21 protein-coding genes and 2 pseudogenes are annotated in these 22,028 nt (G+C 33.5%); 18 read left to right on the top strand and 5 right to left on the bottom strand.

Annotation, left to right across the window (positions count from 1 at the left end):
* Window positions 1–11: 11 nt before the first annotated feature.
* Window positions 12–533 carry an NADPH-dependent FMN reductase gene (locus BHU61_RS07980; RefSeq protein WP_111715983.1) on the bottom strand — a complete coding sequence of 174 codons (522 nt, stop codon included), beginning with the start codon at window positions 531–533 and terminating at the stop codon, window positions 12–14.
* Between the two features lie 187 nt (window positions 534–720).
* Here BHU61_RS07980 and BHU61_RS07985 point away from each other — a divergent pair, with 187 nt between their 5' ends.
* Complete coding sequence (locus BHU61_RS07985) at window positions 721–1,545, top strand: arylamine N-acetyltransferase family protein (RefSeq protein WP_170122509.1); 825 nt, start codon at window positions 721–723, stop codon at window positions 1,543–1,545.
* A 43-nt stretch (window positions 1,546–1,588) separates the two neighbouring features.
* On the opposite strand, the gene BHU61_RS07990 is transcribed toward BHU61_RS07985, so the two are convergent.
* The gene (locus tag BHU61_RS07990) at window positions 1,589–3,037 is read right to left on the bottom strand and encodes a YhgE/Pip family protein (protein ID WP_111715986.1); all 1,449 of its coding nucleotides are present in this window, start codon (window positions 3,035–3,037) and stop codon (window positions 1,589–1,591) included.
* 263 nt (window positions 3,038–3,300) lie between these two features.
* On the opposite strand from BHU61_RS07990, the gene BHU61_RS07995 reads away from it, so the two are divergent.
* The 4 genes and pseudogenes from BHU61_RS07995 to BHU61_RS13725 form a co-directional block, all read left to right on the top strand.
* Complete coding sequence (locus BHU61_RS07995) at window positions 3,301–4,494, top strand: NAD(P)/FAD-dependent oxidoreductase (protein ID WP_111715988.1); 1,194 nt, start codon at window positions 3,301–3,303, stop codon at window positions 4,492–4,494.
* 125 nt (window positions 4,495–4,619) lie between these two features.
* A complete protein-coding gene (locus tag BHU61_RS08000; RefSeq protein WP_111715989.1) occupies window positions 4,620–5,498 on the top strand; it encodes an SDR family oxidoreductase in 879 nt (292 codons plus the stop codon).
* 343 nt (window positions 5,499–5,841) lie between these two features.
* Window positions 5,842–6,405: a TetR/AcrR family transcriptional regulator gene (locus BHU61_RS08005; protein ID WP_111715991.1), complete on the top strand. Its 564-nt coding sequence runs from the start codon at window positions 5,842–5,844 to the stop codon at window positions 6,403–6,405.
* An 87-nt stretch (window positions 6,406–6,492) separates the two neighbouring features.
* Window positions 6,493–6,636, top strand: a pseudogene (locus BHU61_RS13725) (isochorismatase); the annotation flags it as partial.
* 40 nt (window positions 6,637–6,676) lie between these two features.
* On the opposite strand, the gene BHU61_RS08015 reads toward BHU61_RS13725, so the two are convergent.
* A complete protein-coding gene (locus BHU61_RS08015) occupies window positions 6,677–7,105 on the bottom strand; it encodes an organic hydroperoxide resistance protein (RefSeq protein WP_111715993.1) in 429 nt (142 codons plus the stop codon).
* 125 nt (window positions 7,106–7,230) lie between these two features.
* Between BHU61_RS08015 and BHU61_RS08020 the strand changes: the two genes are divergently transcribed.
* The 7 genes from BHU61_RS08020 to BHU61_RS08050 all read left to right on the top strand — a co-directional run bounded on the left by BHU61_RS08020 (window position 7,231) and on the right by BHU61_RS08050 (window position 13,821).
* Window positions 7,231–7,677, top strand: coding sequence for a MarR family winged helix-turn-helix transcriptional regulator (locus BHU61_RS08020; protein WP_111715994.1), 447 nt, complete (start codon window positions 7,231–7,233; stop codon window positions 7,675–7,677).
* A 67-nt stretch (window positions 7,678–7,744) separates the two neighbouring features.
* On the top strand, window positions 7,745–8,095 hold the full coding sequence (locus BHU61_RS08025) for a hypothetical protein (protein WP_111715996.1): 351 nt from the start codon (window positions 7,745–7,747) through the stop codon (window positions 8,093–8,095).
* Between the two features lie 98 nt (window positions 8,096–8,193).
* On the top strand, window positions 8,194–9,951 hold the full coding sequence (locus tag BHU61_RS08030; RefSeq protein ID WP_111715998.1) for an ABC transporter ATP-binding protein: 1,758 nt from the start codon (window positions 8,194–8,196) through the stop codon (window positions 9,949–9,951).
* A 64-nt stretch (window positions 9,952–10,015) separates the two neighbouring features.
* Entirely contained in the window at window positions 10,016–10,684 is a 669-nt protein-coding gene (locus BHU61_RS08035; RefSeq protein ID WP_111715999.1) for a response regulator transcription factor, read from the top strand.
* On the top strand, window positions 10,681–11,820 hold the full coding sequence (locus tag BHU61_RS08040; RefSeq protein WP_111716001.1) for a sensor histidine kinase: 1,140 nt from the start codon (window positions 10,681–10,683) through the stop codon (window positions 11,818–11,820). Before BHU61_RS08035 ends, BHU61_RS08040 begins: the two co-directional genes overlap by 4 nt.
* Before the next feature lie 82 nt (window positions 11,821–11,902).
* On the top strand, window positions 11,903–13,090 hold the full coding sequence (locus tag BHU61_RS08045) for a COG4705 family protein (protein ID WP_242444237.1): 1,188 nt from the start codon (window positions 11,903–11,905) through the stop codon (window positions 13,088–13,090).
* 23 nt (window positions 13,091–13,113) lie between these two features.
* Window positions 13,114–13,821: a phosphatase PAP2 family protein gene (locus BHU61_RS08050; protein WP_111716004.1), complete on the top strand. Its 708-nt coding sequence runs from the start codon at window positions 13,114–13,116 to the stop codon at window positions 13,819–13,821.
* A 126-nt stretch (window positions 13,822–13,947) separates the two neighbouring features.
* Here the strand turns inward: BHU61_RS08050 and BHU61_RS08055 are convergent.
* A pseudogene (locus BHU61_RS08055) lies at window positions 13,948–15,087 on the bottom strand (CocE/NonD family hydrolase); the annotation flags it as partial.
* On the opposite strand from BHU61_RS08055, the gene BHU61_RS08060 reads away from it, so the two are divergent.
* From BHU61_RS08060 to BHU61_RS08080, 5 genes are all read left to right on the top strand, one after another.
* Window positions 15,087–15,353, top strand: a complete 267-nt coding sequence (locus BHU61_RS08060) for a TetR-like C-terminal domain-containing protein (RefSeq protein WP_111716007.1) — start codon at window positions 15,087–15,089, stop codon at window positions 15,351–15,353. The pseudogene BHU61_RS08055 and the gene BHU61_RS08060 sit on opposite strands and share 1 nt — an antisense overlap.
* 44 nt (window positions 15,354–15,397) lie before the next feature.
* Entirely contained in the window at window positions 15,398–15,982 is a 585-nt protein-coding gene (locus tag BHU61_RS08065; RefSeq protein WP_111716009.1) for a DUF1349 domain-containing protein, read from the top strand.
* A 152-nt stretch (window positions 15,983–16,134) separates the two neighbouring features.
* Window positions 16,135–17,493 carry a branched-chain amino acid transport system II carrier protein gene (gene brnQ, locus BHU61_RS08070; RefSeq protein WP_111716010.1) on the top strand — a complete coding sequence of 453 codons (1,359 nt, stop codon included), beginning with the start codon at window positions 16,135–16,137 and terminating at the stop codon, window positions 17,491–17,493.
* 185 nt (window positions 17,494–17,678) lie between these two features.
* Window positions 17,679–19,277 (top strand): ribosomal protection-like ABC-F family protein, encoded by a 1,599-nt coding sequence (gene abc-f, locus BHU61_RS08075; protein ID WP_111716012.1) that lies wholly within the window; start codon window positions 17,679–17,681, stop codon window positions 19,275–19,277.
* Window positions 19,278–19,357: 80 nt separating this feature from the next.
* Window positions 19,358–19,879, top strand: coding sequence for a hypothetical protein (locus BHU61_RS08080; protein ID WP_111716014.1), 522 nt, complete (start codon window positions 19,358–19,360; stop codon window positions 19,877–19,879).
* A gap of 33 nt (window positions 19,880–19,912) precedes the next feature.
* Here BHU61_RS08080 and BHU61_RS08085 read toward each other — a convergent pair whose 3' ends face one another.
* A complete protein-coding gene (locus BHU61_RS08085; protein WP_111716015.1) occupies window positions 19,913–20,866 on the bottom strand; it encodes a VOC family protein in 954 nt (317 codons plus the stop codon).
* Between the two features lie 191 nt (window positions 20,867–21,057).
* Here BHU61_RS08085 and BHU61_RS08090 point away from each other — a divergent pair, with 191 nt between their 5' ends.
* Window positions 21,058–22,017, top strand: coding sequence for a ring-cleaving dioxygenase (locus BHU61_RS08090; RefSeq protein ID WP_111716235.1), 960 nt, complete (start codon window positions 21,058–21,060; stop codon window positions 22,015–22,017).
* Window positions 22,018–22,028: the final 11 nt, after the last annotated feature.

A 22,028-nucleotide genomic window follows, 5' to 3' on the forward strand; every position in this document is an offset into this window, starting at 1 on the left:
ATAATCTGATTTTATGGTTTACTATTAATGTTTTGTATGAAAGTCTTTACCTGTTCGTTGATAGCTTCATCCTGGAACCATCCATCTTCTCGTTGACGACGTTTATTGTAACTAATAAGCAATTGCCATTCATCCTTCAGCTCTGCACCCATAATACTTAAGTGTCTATTCAGTGCTTCAACTGCATGCTTACCAATAGGTGAATGAATAACAAATGCGACTGGTTTTTGCATGAGCGTAGCTTCTGATAACATCCATTCTAATGCATTTTTAAGAATAGCAGGAACGCCCCCCATATATTCAGGGCTGACAATGATTAAAAAATCAGCTGCTTTAATTTTATTTCTCATTTGATTAACGATTTCATAGCGCTCCTGAAACTCAGTTTGAGGATTAAATAACGGTAATTCTTTTACTTCATAAATGACATCAAATGAATGACCTAATATAGTAAGTTCGCTACCAATTTTCTCGAGTACTTTTAAATTGGTTGAATTTGGATAAGGATTTCCGCTAATGCCAACAATTTTCATGGGTTTGTCTCCTATATTTTTTATTTATTGTATTGAAATAGTATTGTAAAACAACCTTTTTATCAAGCAATCAACACTTTTAATATTACAATCGATACTTTACTGATATAATCAACAAAGTTGAAACGGACACTTCTCTCATATATAATTTGCTCATATGATATTATTAGAGATTAAGGAGAAAAACATGGCTGTATTACCAACACATAAAGAAGCTTTATCAAATAAACAAGAAGAAAAGATAGATAACTATATAAAATTTCAAGACGAAAAAGAAATTAAACATTTAACGATAGATTATCTGAATGAATTAATAGCACACTATATGTTAAAAGTTCCTTTTGAGAATATTAACGTTCAAAATAAACAGGAAATCAATTTAACACTCGATGGACTTTATGATAAAATCATCTCAAATCATCGAGGAGGTTACTGTTATGAAATGAATACATTCTTCAGACATTACTTGCAGAAAAAAGATTTCGTTGCCTTTAATACATCAGCAACGATTGTTACACCAAAAGGAAGAAGTCGTGAAGGTTCCCATATGACAACTATCGTAGAAATCGATAATAATAGTTATATCGCTGATGTTGGCTTTGGAGATTTACCGATGAAAGCTATTCCAATTGGTACTCATGAACATTTTGAAACTGTTATGGATATTAATGGAACATTTCGTGCCATTCAGATAAACAATCAAATTTTCGTACAAAAGCTTGTTGACGGGGAATACAAAACGAAATATGAAGCAAGTATTCATGCACAGGAGTTACAGGATTTTAAAGACAATATAGAATATAATCAATACAATCCGGAATCTATTTTTGTTAAGCAGTTGTTAATTACAATGCCAAATCCTGATGGACGTAAAACCATGACGCATCGTCAAATGACAATAACAGATCACGGGGAAAAAACAACAACTCCCGTGAATAAAGATAATTATCGTAAGCTTTTGGAAGAAAACTTTGGGTTAAATATAGATATTAAACGAATTGATGAACAGTAAAAAATGCCTCGGTTGCGATTGCAACCGAGGCGTTATTTCATTATTAATCTAAATCTCTCGTATTTAAGCGTATATTTTTAAGATTTAATCGACCTAAGTAAGCGAAGTATAGCAGGCAACCGGCAACGATTCCAATTATAGCGATAATTGTGATAGCTGTATTAATCGGAATATTGCCTTCAAAATCGAATATTGATTCTCTTAATGCTTTGATGACATAAGTCATCGGTGAATATGTGTGTAGTGTCTGGAAGAATTTATTAGTTAACTGTATCGGGAAAGTCCCTTCACTTGAACCAAGCTGTAAGATTAATAAAATAATCGCCAGGAACTTTCCGATGTTGCCGAATGCTGCTACCAAAAATGATACGATCAGTACTGCAGCAATAGACCAAACGATTAAAGTAAGTGTGAAGTATCCACGATTGGCAATTTCGATATCTATTACGTACTGTGTAAATAAAGATAAGAATAAACCTTGTAACAAACCGTGTATTAACATTAAGCCAAGTTTGTTCAGCCACCAGTTAACAGCGCTCTTTGATTCCCCTACGCGTTTATCGACTGGATAAATTGTAACAAATGCTATGGCCCCGACATATAGACTTAAACTTAGTACATAAGGTGCGAAACTTTGTCCGTAGTTTTCTACCTTTGTGACATTATGTTCAACTGTAGTGACTGGATCACTAATGGTCATTGCATTATCTTTGCTAAAAGATAAATTGTCGGTTTGCTTTAATGATTTATCGATATTTTTAGTGATTTGATTTGTATTTTCAGCGAGTTTATTTAATCCATCAGTGATTTGACTTGAACCTGTGATCAATTGATTAAACTGCTCATTTTGTAATTGAGGTAATGCAGTTTGGGTTTTAGCAAGCCCACTATCAACTTGTTTAGAACCATTTGCTAAATCAAGCTCAGCTTTTTCCATCTTCTTTAAACCACTAGAAAGCTCTTGAGATTGACCACGCATATCTTTAATTGAACCAAATATTTTCTTTAAATAAAGTTCACGCAAAGATAATGAAATGTTATCTTTAACCGCTTGAATACTCTTGTCACCAATACTTTGTCCGGAATAGCTATAACCTGGGTTAGTTTGAACGTGCATTTCCATATGTTTAGGGTTTGGATTGAGCATTGTAGAAGCATCATCTGAGAAGTTTTTAGGAAACTCGATGACAGCAAAGTAATCTCCTTTTTCAATGCCATTTTTAGCTTTTTTTGAATCGATGAATTCCCATTTGAAATCATCATTTTCTTTGAGTTTCTCGATTACTCGATTTCCAAGATTCTCTTCTTTGCCTTGAATCTTAGCGCCTTCATCATTGTTAACGATTGCAATGGGAAGATTTTGTGTCTGACCGTAAGGATCCCACATAGAGTAAATGAATACGGCACTATAAATAATCGGTAAGAATAAAATAACGATTAGCGATAAAAATAAGACAGGATGTTTCTTTAAAGCCTGAAAGTCTTTGAACATGTTTATTTACTCCTTTTTATTATATTAGTAAAATAAAAATATTATTTGCAGACAATTATTATAATTTTTATTTCAAAATATATTTTACTAGTATATTATATGTAAAATTACAACACAAGTTATTTGTTCTAAAGCATTTAAAAAATTAACTTTTATTCAACACAAAAAATAATAAAATTAGACAACGCTAAAACTTTAGATTATACAAAAATGAAATGGGTATGATGAAAATAATATAAAAATTAAGAAGCGGGAGGTTTGTTATGCATAACGGGAAATTATATTGGCCGGAAACTTACGTAAAGAAAAACTATTTGGATGAAACTGAATCGCATTATGATGTAGTGATTATTGGGGGTGGAATGAGCGGGGCATTGACAGCATTTAGAGTTGCACAGGCAGGACATCATACATTACTCATTGATAAAGGTGAAATAGGGAGCGCGAGCAGTGCAGCCAACACTGGGTTAATGCAATATATGAGTGATAAATTGTTGCATGAATGTGTAAAAGACTTTGGAGCGCTTGAAGCCTATCACTTTTATAAAGCAAGTAAAGAAGGTCTGGAGGATATCGAAGCGATTTCGAAATTATTAGACGCGCGCGTAAATTTCATTAAACGTGACAGTCTATTTATCGCTTCTACTAAGCGTGATAAAAAAATCATTAAAGATGAATACGAGGCATTGAAACACTTTGATTTCCCGGTAGATTACGTCGATTCAGAGCAACTTGAAGAAGTATATGGAATTAAAAAATACAATGCACTTATTACACATGAAGATGCTGAAATCAATCCTTATGTATTTGTGAATGAAGTCGTAAAATACGCACATAGTAACTTTCATTTAGATGTTCTTGAAAATACTGAGTTAGTGAAGTATGAGAAGAAGGAAGAACAAATATTATGTCAGTTAAATGATAGAGTAATTATAACTAATAAACTAATTATGACAACAGGATATGCGAAAAATAAAATAACGAAACGTTATATTCATCGTGAAGAATTTGTCGCGAGTTATGCAGTTGTGACGCAGCCGATTGAAGAAAATCAATTCTGGAAAGATAAAGCGATGATTTGGGAATCTGCAAGACCATACTTATACATAAGACATGTCCCGGGAAATAGAGTGTTAATTGGTGGATTGGATGAGAAGACAGATAAGATACCTAATGAAAAGCATATTCAAAAACAAGGTAAACGATTAATTAAAGCGTTTAACAAACTGTATCCGGACATTGAATTAGAAGTAGCGTATGCGTACGGTGCAAGATTTGGTGAAACGAAGGATGGGAAACCATTTATCGGGAAGATAGAAGAAGATGCTGAAGTATATGGATTATATGGATATGGTGGCAATGGAACAGTTTACTCCTCATTTGGTAGCAAACTACTGCTGGATATGATCGAAGGGAAGTACAATCCTTTATCTGAGATTTTTAAGTTGAAGCGATAGACTATATTACTTTGGTTTTAAATGAATAATATGTATAAATGTAATAAAAATAATTCGAGTAAATCTTTATTGTTATATTTTGGGGGTATATAAGAAGTATTAAATTTTCTTAGGAGGAATTACAAATGAGTAACAATCCATTAAATAAGTATTTTAACGAAAAATATGAAGAGCAGCCACAGGAATATCCTGGTATTCAAAGTAAGATGACACCTGTTCCTGATTGTGGTGAAGAGAGTTATAAAGGTGCTGAGAAGTTAGTTGGAAAGAAAGCGCTAGTTACAGGCGGAGATTCTGGTATAGGTCGTGCTGCTGCTATTAGTTATGCTAAAGAGGGCGCAGATGTTGCAGTTAACTATCATCCGGATGAACAGTCTGATGCTGAAGAGGTTAAACAAGTTATCGAAGCAGCTGGTCAGAAGTGTGTATTAATTCCTGGTGATCTTCGTGATAAGCAATTTGCTAAAGATATGGTAGATAAAGCTCACGAAGCGCTTGGTGGGTTAGATATATTAGTATTGAACGCTGGTATGCAGCAATATGAATATGATATTGAAAACTTAGATGAAGCGCAATTACGTGACACTTTTGAAGTGAACGTGTTCTCTGGTGTCTTCTCAATTCAAGCTGCATTGAAATATTTACAACCTGGTGCAAGTATTATTTTGACAAGTTCTATCCAGGGTGTAAAACCAAGTCCACATTTATTAGACTATGCAATGACGAAGAGCTGTAATATTTCATTGACGAAAGCATTAGCAGCACAACTTGGCCCTAAAGGCATCCGTGTCAACGCTGTAGCACCTGGTCCAGTTTGGACACCACTTCAAATTTGTGGTGGACAACCGCAAGAGAAAATTCCTGAATTTGGTAAGAAAGAACCGTTACAACGTGCTGGTCAACCTGTAGAACTTGCTGATGTATACGTGTTACTTGCGAGTGATAATGCAAGCTTTATTACAGGTCAAGTGTATGGTGTAACTGGTGGTTCTCCAATTAATTAATATATTTATTAAATTTATTAAAATTAACGACTTATTTGCATATAGATATGAAAAGACATGCCAGCCGGCATGTCTTTTCATTATGGTTTTTATTGTTGTGTTTACTATTTCGTTCGTGAATTCGGTAAAGTCAATGCCATGATCCAATCATAAATAAGATTAATGCTGTATTGAATAATCGTCTTGTAGAATATTTAGACGTTAAGTAAGAAAATTGGAATCATAATACCATAAATGAGCATAAATATTGTCGTCAACCTTTCACTTGTAAACGGACACTATTCTCACTTATAATAATCACATCAGTAATATTTGTCAATAAAATGATTTTTGGAGGTGACGTATGAAGCAACGAAGTGATGCCATGCATAATAAAAAACGTATACTAGAAACAGCAAATCGTTTATTTAGTGCAAATAGTATCAGTGAAGTGGCGATGAAGCAAATTGCTATGGATTGTGGTATTGGACAGGGCACTTTATATCGACATTTCAGTAGTAAAGCAGAGATTTGCCAAGCTTTAATGGATGAAGCGATAGAGGAGATGTTTGTAGAGATTAAACAGATTCAACAAACGCAGTTATCAGATTCTGAAAAGGTGAAGGAAATCCTTCATTCATTTGTTACATTAATAAGTGATAATCGAGAGAAGTTAGAGGAAATGAAAACTGAAGGCAGTAAGCGTAAAGTTATGATGGACTTACATTTCTATCCGCAACTTAAAGCTGCTTTATTAAATTTAGTTGAAGCATTGAATATTGTAAAAGATGCAAATTTCCATACAGATATTATGCTAAATTCATTTTCGAAAGACGTATTTGAACACCATTGTATTGAAAAAAACGTTCAACCTAAAACATTTGCAGATAGAATTCACTACATATTTATTGAAAGATTAATGGAATAATTTAAATACGAATCTAATAATAATAACGGAAAAAGATGATAGACTTTAAAAAAACAGCACTTGTATTAATCGATTAACAAAAAGGAATATCAGTATGGATATAATCAATACTTTATTACAGATATGATGAGTGCGCCTAGAGCAGATTTACATCAATTTCCGATTGATAATGTATTTCCTGTAATGGGTCAAACGATGACACCTGAAGCATTTTTAGATTTAGTGAAGTAACAAAAAAGACGTCTACGTAAGTGTAGGCGTCTTTCATCTATTAGTCAGTAGTTACTGATAATTCAATATTAATGCTTTCTTTTAAAGCTTTTGAGTAAGGACAGAAATTGTGTGCTTTTTCTACGAATGATTCAGCAGTCGCTTGATCTAAACCTTCAATGCGGACTTCTAATTCAGCAGCTAACTTAAAGCCACCATCAGATTCATCTGAAATTAACTTTGCAGTACCTCTTACTTCAGGGTCGATATCGGTATGACCGGCTTTTTTTAATAGTAATGTTAAAGCACTGTTAAAGCATGCTGCATAACCTGCTGCAAATAATTGTTCAGGATTTGATTCAGTTGTACCTTTACCGCCTAATGCTTTTGGTGATTCGATGTCTAAATAGAATGTGTTATCTTCACTAAACACCTTACCGTTACGACCACCTTTACTAATCACTGTTGTTTCATATAATACTTTATCCATTCTAAAGACTCCTTTTCGATTTATTAATCGCGCGCGATTGATAAATATAATATTAAACTTTATAATCTTTGAGGTCAAATGATATACTTATTAAAATAAAATATCGTGAACGATTGGAGGAAAAGATGAATACGCAAGGAAATAATTTGTCAAAACAATTATGCTTTTCATACTATAATGTGAATAGATTGTTTAATCAGTTTTATAAATCGTCATTAAAATCATTTAATCTGACTTATACACAATACTTAGCATTAGTCAGTTTATGGGAGAAGCCGAGTCAAACTTTAAATGAATTAGGAAAAGAGCTGGATCTTGCAAGCAATACATTAACGCCACTACTTAAACGTTTAGAAGATAAGGGGTATGTGATGAGATTACGCCCTGAGAAAGATAAACGCCAATTGATCGTGCAGTTAACTGAAGAAGGGCGTATGTTACAAAAGAAAGTTGAAAACCATCTGTTAACATGTTTCTCAACGATTGAAGGTTTGACTGAAGAGAGAGCAAGTGAATTGATAGCAGAAAACAATCGTTTGATAGAGGCGATTCAAAAGAGTAATCTTAAGTGAATATCTTAAAGAGATGAGATATTATAAGGTGATATAATGAGTATAAATATGATGAGGAGGTCTGAGTGTGTTAAAAGAACAGCTGGATGGAGTATTCATAAAAGAAGAAGATGGTTATTTTGATGAAGATAAAGTCGGTGCACTATTCTATAGTATGATTAAACAATTATCTGGAGAAGAAGCATATCAGTTAATCGATGAAGCGATTAATTATTTATTGCAATCAACAGATACTGAAGTTATTGCATATATGCTGGAATTTATCTCAAGCCTATATGGTATTGCCGGAACAAACGAACTGACAGATTTACATGAAATTAAAGCTTCCGTCATTGATCGTCAAGTAGAAATCTATGGTAATCAGTTTACGCATAATGTATTAAATAATTTAAAACGAGAATTAGGCACTGCGACGTAAAGGGTCGTTCATATGTTATCTGTATGGAAAATATGTATATAGTAATCTTCTAATTATAAAATTAGAAATGTCAGTGTAGATATTATAAGGAGGACATAATGGATCAACTATATAAAAAACAAAGTTCCTCTAATAAAAACTTTAAAACAAAAGATTTTATAAAGTTTGTAACAAAGATGAATCCTAAAAAGAGAGTATTTATGATAGGTATGTTTTTTACGCTATTAACGAGTGGTGCAGCACTTATCGTACCTCAGCTTACAAAGAATTTAGTGGATGGTAGCAGATTAACTCAGATGAATATGTCATTGCTTTTTACTTTGATTCTGGCATTTGTTGCTCAGCTTGGATTTGGAGCATTAGGTAGCTATTTATTACGCTTTAGTGGTGAACATACTGTAAAGTCATTACGTGAACAACTGTGGGATCACTTGCTTACATTGCCAGTTAAGTATTATGATGATCATAAATCAGGAGAAACGAGTTCAAGATTAGTCAATGATACGACTGTCATTAATGAATTGATGACCTCACATTTCCCTAACTTTATTTCTGGGGGAATTCAGTTGATTGGCTCGATGATTATTTTATTCATCATGGACTGGAAGATGGCAGGATTAATGTTCTTAGCCGTACCAGTAATCGGGCTGATTATGGTACCAATCGGGAGAATGATGTCTAAAATCGGTCGTCAGTTACAAACAGCGACTGCAGCTTTTAATGCAGATGCCAGTGAGAAATTATCAGAAATTCGTTTAATTAAATCGAGTAATGGTGAACAATATGAGAAACAATCTGGACGAAATCTCATTATGAACGTATTTAAGTTAGGGATTAAAGATGCGAAGATTGAAGCGGTCTTACAACCGATTATGATGACAGCAATGATTGGATTATTCGTAGTAGTATTAGGATACGGTGCGGTACGTGTACAAGATGGTAGTTTAACAAGTGGACAGTTCGTTGCGTTCTTGCTTTATCTATTTAATATAATGATGCCAGTCGGAAGTTTCGCGACATTCTTCTCTCAATTACAAAAAGCAATGGGAGCGACAGAACGTGTTGTTCAATTAATGAATATGCCCTCAGAAGCCATTGATAAAGGTATGACAAAAAATGTTTCAGGTGAAACAATTATGTTTAACAACGTTTCTTTCCAATACGAAGAAGATCGTCCAATCTTGAAAAACGTTTCGTTTGAAGCGAAAGAAAATACCGTCGTAGCGTTTGTCGGACCAAGTGGTGGTGGGAAATCTACTATCTTCTCATTACTAGAACGTTTCTATCATCCGAGTAACGGTGAGATTAAGATTGGTAACACCAATATTGATGATGTACAACTCCATTCATGGCGCAGTCAAATAGGATTCGTGTCACAAGACAGTGCAGTGTTTGCAGGTACGATTCGAGAAAATTTACAGTACGGTTTGGATCGCACGTTATCTGATGATGAGTTATGGAATGGATTATCTTTAGCGTATGCAGCATCATTTGTTAAAGATTTCCCGGAACAATTAGATACTGAAATTGGTGAACGTGGTGTGAAATTATCTGGCGGACAGAAACAAAGAATTGCGATTGCACGTGCATTCTTGCGTAATCCACAAATATTAATGCTCGATGAAGCAACAGCATCACTCGATTCACAATCTGAAGAGCAAGTTCAGCGTGCATTAAATCAATTGATGGAAGGACGTACTACACTCGTTATTGCGCACCGTTTATCAACCATTGTTGATGCTGATAATATTTACTTCGTTGAAAAAGGTATGATAACAGGATCTGGTACGCATCAGGAATTAATTGCAACACACGTATTATATCGAGATTATGTGAAAGAACAAATCGTTAATTAATGCCTATGATGAATGTCGAATCCCCTTTATAATAAAATTAATATATGAGGGGAGCGTTGGAATAATGAAAGTACTATTAATTGAAGATAATGAAACATTAGGTGGATTTCTCAAAGATATTTTAACTTTGAAAAAATATAATGTTGAATGGCTAAAAGATGGTAACGATATTGAATATTATTGCCAATCGGGCGGATATGATATTTTATTATTAGATTGGATGTTACCATCTACAACAGGTATTGAAGTTATTAAAAAATTACGTGCACAACATATTCTGCTTCCAGTCATTATGCTGACTGCAAAATCTGAAGTGACTGATAAAGTTGAAGGACTTACTATAGGCGCAGATGATTATTTAACAAAACCGTTTGATATGGACGAGTTAGAAGCGAGGATGATAGCAGTCGTAAAACGTTATCAAGCGATAGGAAATAATACTAAATCCATCGGAAATATAACTTTTGATATTATCAAGCATGAATTTTTAATTGAGTCATCCGTAATTAATTTATCACAAAAAGAATATCAATTATTAGAACTATTATTTTTAAATCAAATTGTTTCACGTGATATGATTTTGGATAAAATTTGGACGATTGATCAAATTGTAGGAGACAATAATATAGATGCACTCATCCGTTTATTAAAGAAAAAGCTGGAAGCTGTCCATGCCACTGTAAAAGTTAAAAACATACGTGGGGTTGGATATAAGCTGGAAGTGATAAAATGAAATCCTATCATTTTAGAGATGCTTTCATCCGATACACTATTTTACTCTCATGTATTATGCTTGTTTTATATGGAAGTTTAGTATTTGTCTATAATGCACAAGTAAATACTGAAATTAAAGAAACTTCTGAACAAAATTTAAAAGATTTGAAGTTAGTTATTCAATCTAAAGAGATTATCAATCAAGGTAGATATTATATTATTGAATCAAAGGGACATATTGAAAATCATTCGAAATTATCCGGACACACGGTTTCGGGAATATTAGATAAAATGAAAAATCGTAATACATTCAAATACGAAGGATCAGAAGGTATTTTTAATATCAATAAAGATAGTGTGAATCGTCAAACGATTTATAGCATTACTGACGTATCTGATTACGAGGAGACAAAAGATTTATTATATAATCTGATGTTATTTCTAATGCTATTTACACTCATTCTTATTGTCGGCGCTGCCTATTATCTTGCGATTAAACCGATTAGAGCATATGAAGAAATGTTACAGGAACATCAGACATTTATTCAAAATACAACACATGAAATGAAGACACCAATTGCTTCTGTGTCGCTTGGTATAGATTATATTAAAGCGCTGGAATCAGATCTTTCAGAGCAAAGCTTACAATCATTAACTAAAATGAAGCAGGAAATTAATTACATGCAATCATTAATCTCTAAAACTTTAAATATTTCTTCTGAAAAAGATACTGTACCAGTTGATATTATTCCGATATTAAATTATACGATTGAACAATTTGAAAATTTGTTTCAAATTAAAGTTGAGAGAATCTATGAAGCGTCAATAATTTATGCTGTCGACCAAGAAGATATAAAACAAATTATGACTATATTATTGGATAACGCAATTAAACACAACGATTCTTTAGTGAGTATTTCTGTGAAAGCTATGATAAAAGAACAACGATTGGTTTTAGAAGTTGCCGATAATGGTGTTGGCATTCGACAAGATCAAATCCCATTTGTATTCGATCGTTACTATCGAGGTAATAATGAAACAGAAGGGTCAGGTATAGGATTAGATATATTAAAAGTAATTGTAAAACAATACAGTGGGACGATTGAAGTACAATCAGAACAAAATAAACAAACCAAATTCATTCTAATTTTATAGAATGAATTTGGTTTGTTTTCAGTTTCATTTCAGTTTCTATTGTTATATTCATTTCAACAAATAAGTAATGGAGATGAAAACAATGGATGCAAGAACGAAAACAATGTTGAATAAAGTGCCTCAGATTACCGTATTCTTTTGGATTATTAAAATTTTATGTACGACTGTCGGAGAAACATTTGCAGATTTTATAAACTTTAATATCGGATTAGGATTAACGGTTACAACTTTAATTATGGGTGTAGCTTTGATGATTGCTTTAATACTACAATTCAAGTCGATTCGTTATCGCCCTTCAATTTATTGGGTTACTGTTGTACTGTTAAGTGTTTTTGGGACGTTGGTGACAGACAATTTAACAGATAATTTAGGAGTACCGTTAGAAGTTAGTACAATTGTATTTTCAATTTTATTAGGATTAACATTTTTACTATGGTATATTAGTGAAAAAACTTTGTCGATTCACTCAGTTTTTACATTAAAAAGAGAAGCGTTTTACTGGTTAACGATTCTTTTCACATTCGCATTAGGTACTGCAGTTGGAGATTTATATTCTGAACAACTAGGATTTGGTTATTTATATACAGGTATTGGAGTTTCATTGATTATCGCAGCAATTTATATTGCATTTAAATATTTTAAACTCAATAGTATATTAGCATTCTGGATGGCATACATTTTAACGCGTCCGCTCGGTGCATCGTTAGGTGATTTATTATCTCAACCTAAGGCAAATGGTGGTTTAGGGTTTGGTACGACAATGACAAGTATTATTTTCTTAGTAGCCATTTTGGGCATTATCATCTATTTAGCAACTTCAAAAATAGATAGAGTGGAATCAACGAATGTTGCAACGACAACTCTTAATCCTCAGCAACAAAAACGTGTTTTATTTCAGACGATAATTGTACTTGCTTTATCTTTAGTATTAGGTGTTGGCGGGTACTCTGTAAGAATGCACAATATTAATCAGGCTAATCATAAAGTAAGTTTTAAATCTGAAATGAAACAGTTTGCAGCGATAGAATCGAAATTAAATGATGCTTCGAAAAAGCAGGATTATAATCTTGCAAGTCAAAAAGCAGACCAATTAGAGCATGATTGGGATAAACAAGAACCAAAACTTAGAGCATTAGACAGTAAGCAATGGACACAAGTAGATGTGACGATCGATAGGGTATTATCAGCAGCGAGAGATAGTCACCCAAGTACAGCAAAAATTGCAAGTGCAGTGAAACACTCTCAAGATGTAATCCATACGCTTAAATAAAATCGTATGAAGGAGGTTGTTTCATGATAGATTATCGTTATTCCAAACGATTTATTATCATTATTTCAGTATTTTTCTTAAGTATATTTTTAAGTATCTCAGCAGGTTTGGAATTAAAAGTAAAATGGATTCATCATATGGATTTATCTACATTTAATTGGTGGATGTATCATTTTGGAGAACCACAAATGAATTTTTCGAGTGGGTTTATTACTGGTTATTTTACGATATTTGCAAAATACTTTGATGTATTGACTGTAGTCGGTATGACATTAGTAACAGCGGTTTATTTTATTCGTAAACATTACTATGTTTTCAGTATATGGCTAATTACAGTAGTAGCATCAGGAGGAATATTAGGCATCCTATTAAAAAAGTTGTTTCATAGACCAAGACCATATGATCATCTTTTACAGGATACTGGATTTTCATTTCCTAGTGGACATTCGCTTTCAAGTACCTTGTTTGTATTGATTGTATTAATCATCTTAATTCCTAGATTGCAGAAATTTTTTCCACAATTTATAGCGAATGTTTTAGTGCTTGTATGCTGGTGGAGTATTTTACTAAGCAGAATGTACTTTCATGCACACTTTTTAACAGATGTTATCGGTGGTGTTACATTTAGTGTGTTCTGGATAATGCTCTGTATGGTAATGTATGACAAGATATTTGAACCGGTTGGAAATAAAATAATAAAAAATAATAATAAGTTAAATTTAATGAAATAAAAAATAGCTGATGGATAGACGGTATGTCTATCTGCAGCTATTTTTATAGTTGTATCTGTTAAGAATTTATAGTAAATGTAATTATATACTATATCTGATAATATTGGTGTATATTGTTGCCGTTTATTAAATTAATGGAACTAATAAATGGCTATCATATTGTCCACCTGTATAAATGGTATGTTTGCCGTTATTGATTGTTTCTGTATGTTCGTATCGTGTTTTTAGTCCGAATGAGCTATTACCTTTAACAATTTCACTCGCTTTAATAACTACTTGAATACTCTCACCAGCTTTAAAAAATGTGCCTGAAGGTAATAATTCAATTTCAACTGAGACTATTTCATGTGGAGATAGTTTTAACTGACGTTCATGTTTTAGCCAAGGCTGTAGTGGTGTAGATTTTGTTTCATCTAATTCTCGATGTGATACACGTAACCAACCTGTGGCAACTTGACCATTTTCAATGTGGTTGAAGTCAGGAAAATACAGTTCGTTACCATGTTTATCTAATTTCTTAATACCAGCAAATAAATCCATATCTTCATTATCAGTAGATACCCATAATTTTAATTTCATATTACCAGTAAGTTCAGTATCTTGTTCAAATACTTTTGTGAATCGTACTTCATCGTTTTCAGATGATGTATCATATGAAATACTTTCCTGTTCATCACTAAGAGTATCTGTCATTTTTAATGTTTTCGCATCTAAATAATAAGGCATTGCTTTTGTTTCTGGTAATGGCCAATTTGATGCAGTTTTACGTGTACCTTTATAGAATTTATCTCTTAATTCATATGTAACACTTGGCGTTTCTTCCCAATCGTTATCCATATCTTTTAAGAAGTGGTCAAAGAACGCTTTTTGCATTTCTAATGCTTCGCGCGTGTAGTATGTTTCCCACTCTTTACGACCGTGAATGTATAACCATTTTTGTTTTGACCCTGCTTGTTTAAATCCTTCAAAACTACCACGATTATGAAGACCTTGTGTTGACCAACTTGCACAAGCTAGAATAGGAACCTGGATGTCTTTTAAGTTAGCTTGCTTACCTCTCCAATAATCATCAAACAATGTATGATTATTTTGAAGTTCAACTAAATTTTCTATTTGTTTATTGTCTGGCCATCTTGTAACTAAACCTTGATACCAGAATCTAAAGAAGCCTGTATCGGGAATACCACCATGGAACGCTACTTCACGATACATATCATTTAACCCTTCCCAAGGAATCATTGCTTTTAAATGATTCGGTTGTAATGATGTTTAAGCTAGATAAAGATAGTTGCATAGAGAGGAAACTTTATTTATTATTGAATGAACATTTAAATAAATTTATGAAACGCAATGAAACAATAGGTGATATACCTTTTGATTACTTTATGAGCTATATTACAGGAGCGGGTATTGCTTTGATAAAATACTGGATATTAGATACTAATAGGATACCAAGCGAAGATTTAATTAAACACTTTTATAAAATTGTCACACGAGGTCCAGCACAAATTATTGCCGAGGAAGTAGAATAATATTTAATAATTCAACGTTCTTATAGATAATAGGAGTGAAAATAGTGGAAACTTTCAATAATCTTAAATGGACACGAGCCCCAAAGATTTATGATATTACAGATGAACGTATTCAAATCACGACAGAACCTAATACAGATTTATGGCAAAGGACGTATTATGGGTTCCGAAATGACAATGCTCCTGTATTACAAATGACAATGACAGAAACTTATTTCTCGTTTACAGTAAGAACAGATTTTAATACGAAACGTCGCTTTGATCAATGTGGTGTGGTGATATATTTAGATAGTGACAACTGGTTAAAAGCATCTATTGAATATGAGGATGATACGTTTCAGCGTTTAGGTAGTGTTGTCACAAATAATGGTTATTCTGACTGGTCATCATTTGATATTACTAGTGACATAACTTCTATGTGGTACAGACTGAGCCGCCGCGAGAGTGATTACTGTATCGAGTATTCTGAAGATGGTAAAGATTTTAAACAGATGAGAATTTGTCATTTGAATGAAGGGCAAGGAGAAATTCAGTTTGGTATTTATGCTTGTTCTCCTGAAGCATCATCATTTGTCGCAGAATTTACTCATATGAACGTAGGTCCTTGTCAATGGGAACCACATGTATAGTAAGTACTAAAACCACGAAGCTCATCACTTCGTGGTTTTTTAAATATTTTAAAAATTCAATTCATTTCACTGCTTTATAATGCTATAATAAAAAACTATATTATTTATTCTTTTAATAATAGAACAAAAAATTATTTTATTGCTCTGGAGGGATCCCCATTAATACAAAAACGAAACTTTCATTAAAAGAAAATATCTTTATCGGTTCTATGCTGTTCGGTTTATTCTTCGGAGCAGGTAACTTAATCTTCCCGATTCATTCAGGGCAGATGAGTGGGTCAAATGTCTTCATTACGAACATTGGTTTCTTAATTACAGCAATTGGATTACCTTTCTTAGGTATTATTGCCATTGGTGTGTCTAAAACGAATGGTTTATTTGATATTGCTTCACGTGTGAATAAGACATATGCGTATTTATTTACAATTGCACTTTATTTAGTAATCGGTCCATTGTTTGCTTTACCGCGTCTTGCAACAGTGCCATTCGAAATCGCATTCACACCATTTATTGCTAAAGAAAATGTTCGTCTTTATTTATTTATTTTTAGTCTGTTATTCTTTAGTATCGCGTGGTTCTTTGCAAGAAGACCATCTAAAATATTAGATTATATCGGTAAATTTCTAAATCCTTTATTCTTGTTATTATTAGGTGTATTGTTTATTCTTGCATTCGTAAAACCGATGGGTGGCATAGATGCACCAATTCAGCCGGAATATAAAGATGGTGCTTTACTTAAAGGATTTATTGATGGATACAATACATTAGATGCTTTAGCTTCACTTGCTTTCGGTATTATTATCGTAACAACGATTAAGAAGCTAGGTATTACGAATCCATCTGATATCGCAAAGGAAACAGTGAAGTCAGGTTTCTTAAGCATTGTACTTATGGGTGTAATTTATACATTACTCGCACTGCTCGGTACCATGAGTTTAGGTCAGTTTAAAGTAAGTGAGAATGGTGGTATAGCATTAGCGCAAATCGCACAGTATTACCTGGGCAATTACGGTATTATTTTACTGTCATTAATTATTATCGTAGCTTGTTTAAAGACAGCAATTGGCTTAATAACAGCTTTCTCTGAAACATTTACTGAGTTATTCCCGAAACATAGCTATATCATGTTTGCTACGGTAGTAAGTATTGTTTCATTTATACTGGCAAACGTAGGTTTAACTAAGATTATTGAGTATTCGATTCCCGTCTTGATGTTTTTATATCCACTTGCGATTACATTAATACTGTTAACTTTAATCAGTGGTTCTTTCAATGATTCAAAAATTATCTATCAATGGACGACTTTTGTCACGATGATTGCAGCGATTATTGACGGTATAAAAGCTAGTCCTGCATTTCTTTCAAAATCTGCTTTTGGAGAAAGTGTAGCTACTTTCGGCGAGAAATTCTTACCTTTCTCTGCCATCGGTATGGGGTGGGTATTGCCTGCATTGATTGGTTTTGCAATAGGATTTATTTTGTATAAAATGCGTAAACCTGTTAAACTGTAAACAAATATAAAAGGAGGCATCAATATTTAGAGATGATCATTCGATAATGAAAACTGAGCAAATTGAATTGCACAACGTTTGAATTATCGGGATGAGTCTGTCTATTTATTGTATGTCTATCGTTCATAGGCTTATTTTGTGTATCCCAAACGTTGTGCGGGATACTTTTTTTATGAGGTGAGTTTATGAGATTAAATAAAACAGACATTTATGCAGGGGAAAAATTATTGTTCAAAGATTTACACTTTGAAATAGAAGCAGGTAAGCATGTTGCTTTGCTTGGAAACAATGGCATCGGCAAGACGACAATACTGAATACATTGATAGCGCAAGATGAAGAAATTGGACTGCTGGAACAACAACTTAAACAGTCGGACGTATCCGAATTAACGGTAATCGAGTATATAATGCAAGGACGACCAGAATTATATCAGTTGAAAATAAATTTAGACACAGATATGAATGCAATGAGTGATTACCTGGAACAGGATGGTTATACATTTGAATCTGAGATTATTACGATGATGCATAAGTTTAATTTATCTGAAAGTGATGCTGAAAGGAAAGTAGTAACGCTGTCAGGTGGAGAGCAAACAAAAATATCTTTAATACGTTTGATGCTATCAGGGAAGACAAAGTTTATCTTTGATGAACCCACAAACCATATTGATGATGAAACGAAAGATTGGCTCGTAAACTGGATGAAACACAATGATTTTACGATTCTATATGCCAGTCATGACAGAGCATTTATTAATCAAACAGCAGATTATATATTGGAGTTAACGCGTGATGGATTAAGGAAGTTTCATATGACATATGATCAATATAAATCACAGATTGATCTAGAAGAGAAGACGAATGCAGCACGCGTTGAAAAAGAACAAAAAGAAAAGAAACGTATGAAACAAATGATTCAGGAGATGCGTGAATGGCATCATGAAATGAATCATAAAGCGAGTGTACGAGATTTCGGGGAGCAGAAAAAGCTTGCCAAAATGGCAAAAAGGATGAAGGCACGAGAATCGAGATTGAATCATGAAATGTCAAACTTTGAAGGTAAAGTAGAAAAAGCAGTGCGTACGGAATATGATATTGAAGCGAGTGAAATCAATAATAAATACGTATTGCAATGCATAGATGTAAGTCATGCATTTGATGAACCATTATTGAACCATGTTACTTTTTCATTAGAACGCGGTGAAATCGTTCAAATTAAAGGAAAGAATGGCTCAGGAAAATCAACGTTACTCAAATTGATTACCGGAGGAATACCGATACAACATGGAGAGATAAGAACGCCACCCACACTTGAAATAGGATATTTTTCTCAGAAACTTGAGAATTTAATATCAAGTCATACCGTCCTGGAAGAAATAACAGCACTTGAAATTGACGTAACTCAGGCACGCACGATACTAGCAGCATTCAGATTTGATGCATCACGTATGGATGATCTCGTTCAAAATTTGTCTATGGGAGAGAAGTGCAGGCTATCATTTGTAAAACTCTATTTCTCAAAAGCACATCTACTTGTGCTCGACGAGCCGACAAATTATTTCGATATTGAAATGCAGGACATTATCGGTAATCTGCTTAAACAATTTAAAGGAACAGTGCTCTTTGTCAGTCATGATGCATATTTTAGTGACATGATTAAGACGCGTACATTAACGCTGCAGGATAAACACGTAGTAGACTCAAAAACGACAATTGATGAAACAATTAATACGGAAGCACTTACAAAACAACTTAAGCATATAGATAATTTAGAAAACAAATAATTTATACTTGATAACGCTTACAAAAACACTCATGTATTATACAATGTAGATAAGATAAAAGTTTAGAGTGAGGTGTAAGTATGCGTAACGAACAAAAGTTATTACTTCCGGTGTCTGTGTTAGCAATACTTTTATTTATGGGTATCGTTTGGCTGAAGATATCGTATGATGAACAAGATAAACAGGAAGTGAAGACAGAACATATTACTGCAGTAGAGAAAGGGTTATATGATTCGGCAGAAGATGCGCAGAAGGCAATGGTGAAAAATATTATAAAGACAGATGATGTTGTTTCTGCTATTTATACACCAAATAAAGCATGGAAGACACAGTTCTATGTGATTCAAGTATCTTATCACAAAAATAAATCAACATATTCCGGGTTTGCATTTGCAGTGCCGGAAGGAAATCAATATCGATTGGTACTGGGTGACGTTAATATTAAGACGTATGACGGCATGCAACCGAAAAAAGATACGATGAAGGTAGGCAAAGATACAGTTCAAATGTATGTAGGAAATCCGGTAAGTAATCCTTTTGAAGACAGTATTCGACACTCGTTTGTTGAAGATCAGGTAGAAGTAGCGTATCAGGTACAATAGATAATGCCGAAGCGATTCCGCTTCGGCATTATTTTATGATAAGTTTGTTTCTATTGTTGTACGCTTAGATTCCAGATATTCCGGTAATACAAGAGGAATGGTATCAAAATCTATACTTTCTTTATTCGGTTGAGGTGGTTTTGTACCATCCATGGTAGCAACTTCGAATAATATGTTGTTTGGATCTCTATAATAGATAGATTGGAAGAACTCACGATTTTTAATGTGAGAGTTCATAATATTTCTCTGTTCTAAACTATTTTCTAACACCTGTAACGCTTCGATATCTTCAGATGATAAAGCTAGATGGTGAATTGAACCGATACCAGAGATACTATAATGAGATACGTCATCATGAATAATGTGTAACTCATGGCGGTCTTTTTTCTTATGATTGCTCATGATGGTTACTTTATTCTTTGAATCAAAGAAGTCAATTGTCTCTATTGTTTCAAAATCGAAATAGTGTTTAATTTCCTTGATTGTAGCCTGGTCATAACGTGTACGTAGATGGACAGAATCGAGAGCGATAATACGATGTTCTTCTGGGATTTCTGTATGTTCAGGAACAACATAGTCAGTGATATTCTCTTCTGAGTGCATCACGGCTAAACCAAGATTCGTATCATCAGGTCCTTCAAATCTTAATATGTAACGACCAGCATATTGCTCTAAGCCATAATGACAAATATCAAAATTATCGAATCGCTTCATAAAAAACTCAAGCGAACTTTTAGATTGAACTTTGAACATTAAACGCTCAATATCATTTGTTCCAAACTGCTTGTCAACCCCTTCAGTAATTTCGAAGATCGTCACTTCGGTACCTGGACGTCCGGTCTTATCACCGAAGAATAAGTGATACATATTATTGTCATCTTGATTGACAGTCTTCATAAGTAAATCCAGACCAAGTACTTCTCTATAGAACTCAAAAGACTTTCGTGCATTGCGGTTAACGATGGAAACGTGGTGGATAATTGTCATAGAACCCTTCCTATCTGTATGTTTGATATAACTTATTATGTACTGTGAGTATAAAGTGTTGCAAATTTTTTAGGTTGGTAGTATATTAAATGTACCAAGTATAATAATTATACCTTATGTGAAGAAAACAGTTTGAAATATTAAAGAAGATATAATTATAAATCAGAACAGGAGTGAATCAAATGAACGAAATGAATCAATTAACAGGAATCCACCATGTAACAGCAATTACAAGTAGCGCTGAGAAAATCTATGACTTTTTCAATGATATTTTAGGTTTAAGATTAGTAAAGAAAACAGTTAACCAAGACGATATTAATACGTACCATTTATTCTTTGCAGATGATGAAGGTAATGCCGGAACAGATATGACATTCTTTGATTTCAAAGGTATTTCAAAAGGACAACATGGTACAAATGAAATTGCTAGAACTTCATTTAGAGTACCGAATGATAAAGCAGTAGAATATTTCTTAGATCGCTTTGAATCATTTAATGTAAAACATGATGGTATTCAGGAAATGTTCGGTAAAAAGATTTTACCTTTTGAAGATTTCGATGGTCAGTTATATCAAATTATCTCTGATGAGCATGATAATGGTGTAGCACCTGGTGTCGCATGGAAAAATGGGCCGGTACCTGAAGCATTCGGTATTTACGGATTAGGACCAGTGTTTATTACAGTAAATCAATTTACGGCATTTAAATCAGCATTTGAAGCGGTATATTTATTTAAAGAAACTCAATCAGAAGGTAATTATCACTTATTTGAAACAGGAGAAGGCGGTAATGGTGCATCGGTAATTATTGTAGACGACACTACAAGTCAAACAGCTTATCAAGGATTCGGAACAGTGCATCATGTAGCTTTCCGTGTACCAGATGAGGAAACACTTAGCGCATGGATTGAACGATTAGATTCATTTAACTTACCAAACTCTGGTTATGTTGATCGATTCTTCTTTAAATCACTTTATGCTAGACTTGCTATGCCGATTCTATTTGAAATTGCAACTGACGGTCCTGGATTTATGGGTGATGAACCTTATGAAACATTAGGTGAGAAATTATCATTACCTCCATTTTTAGAAGGACAACGTGACTACATCGAATCACAAGTAAGACATATTGATACAGTGAGAAGTAAATAAGGAGGGTAATG

Origin of the sequence: Macrococcus epidermidis (genome assembly GCF_003259695.1) — a bacterium.
GTDB classification, from domain to species: Bacteria; Bacillota; Bacilli; order Staphylococcales; family Staphylococcaceae; genus Macrococcoides; species Macrococcoides epidermidis.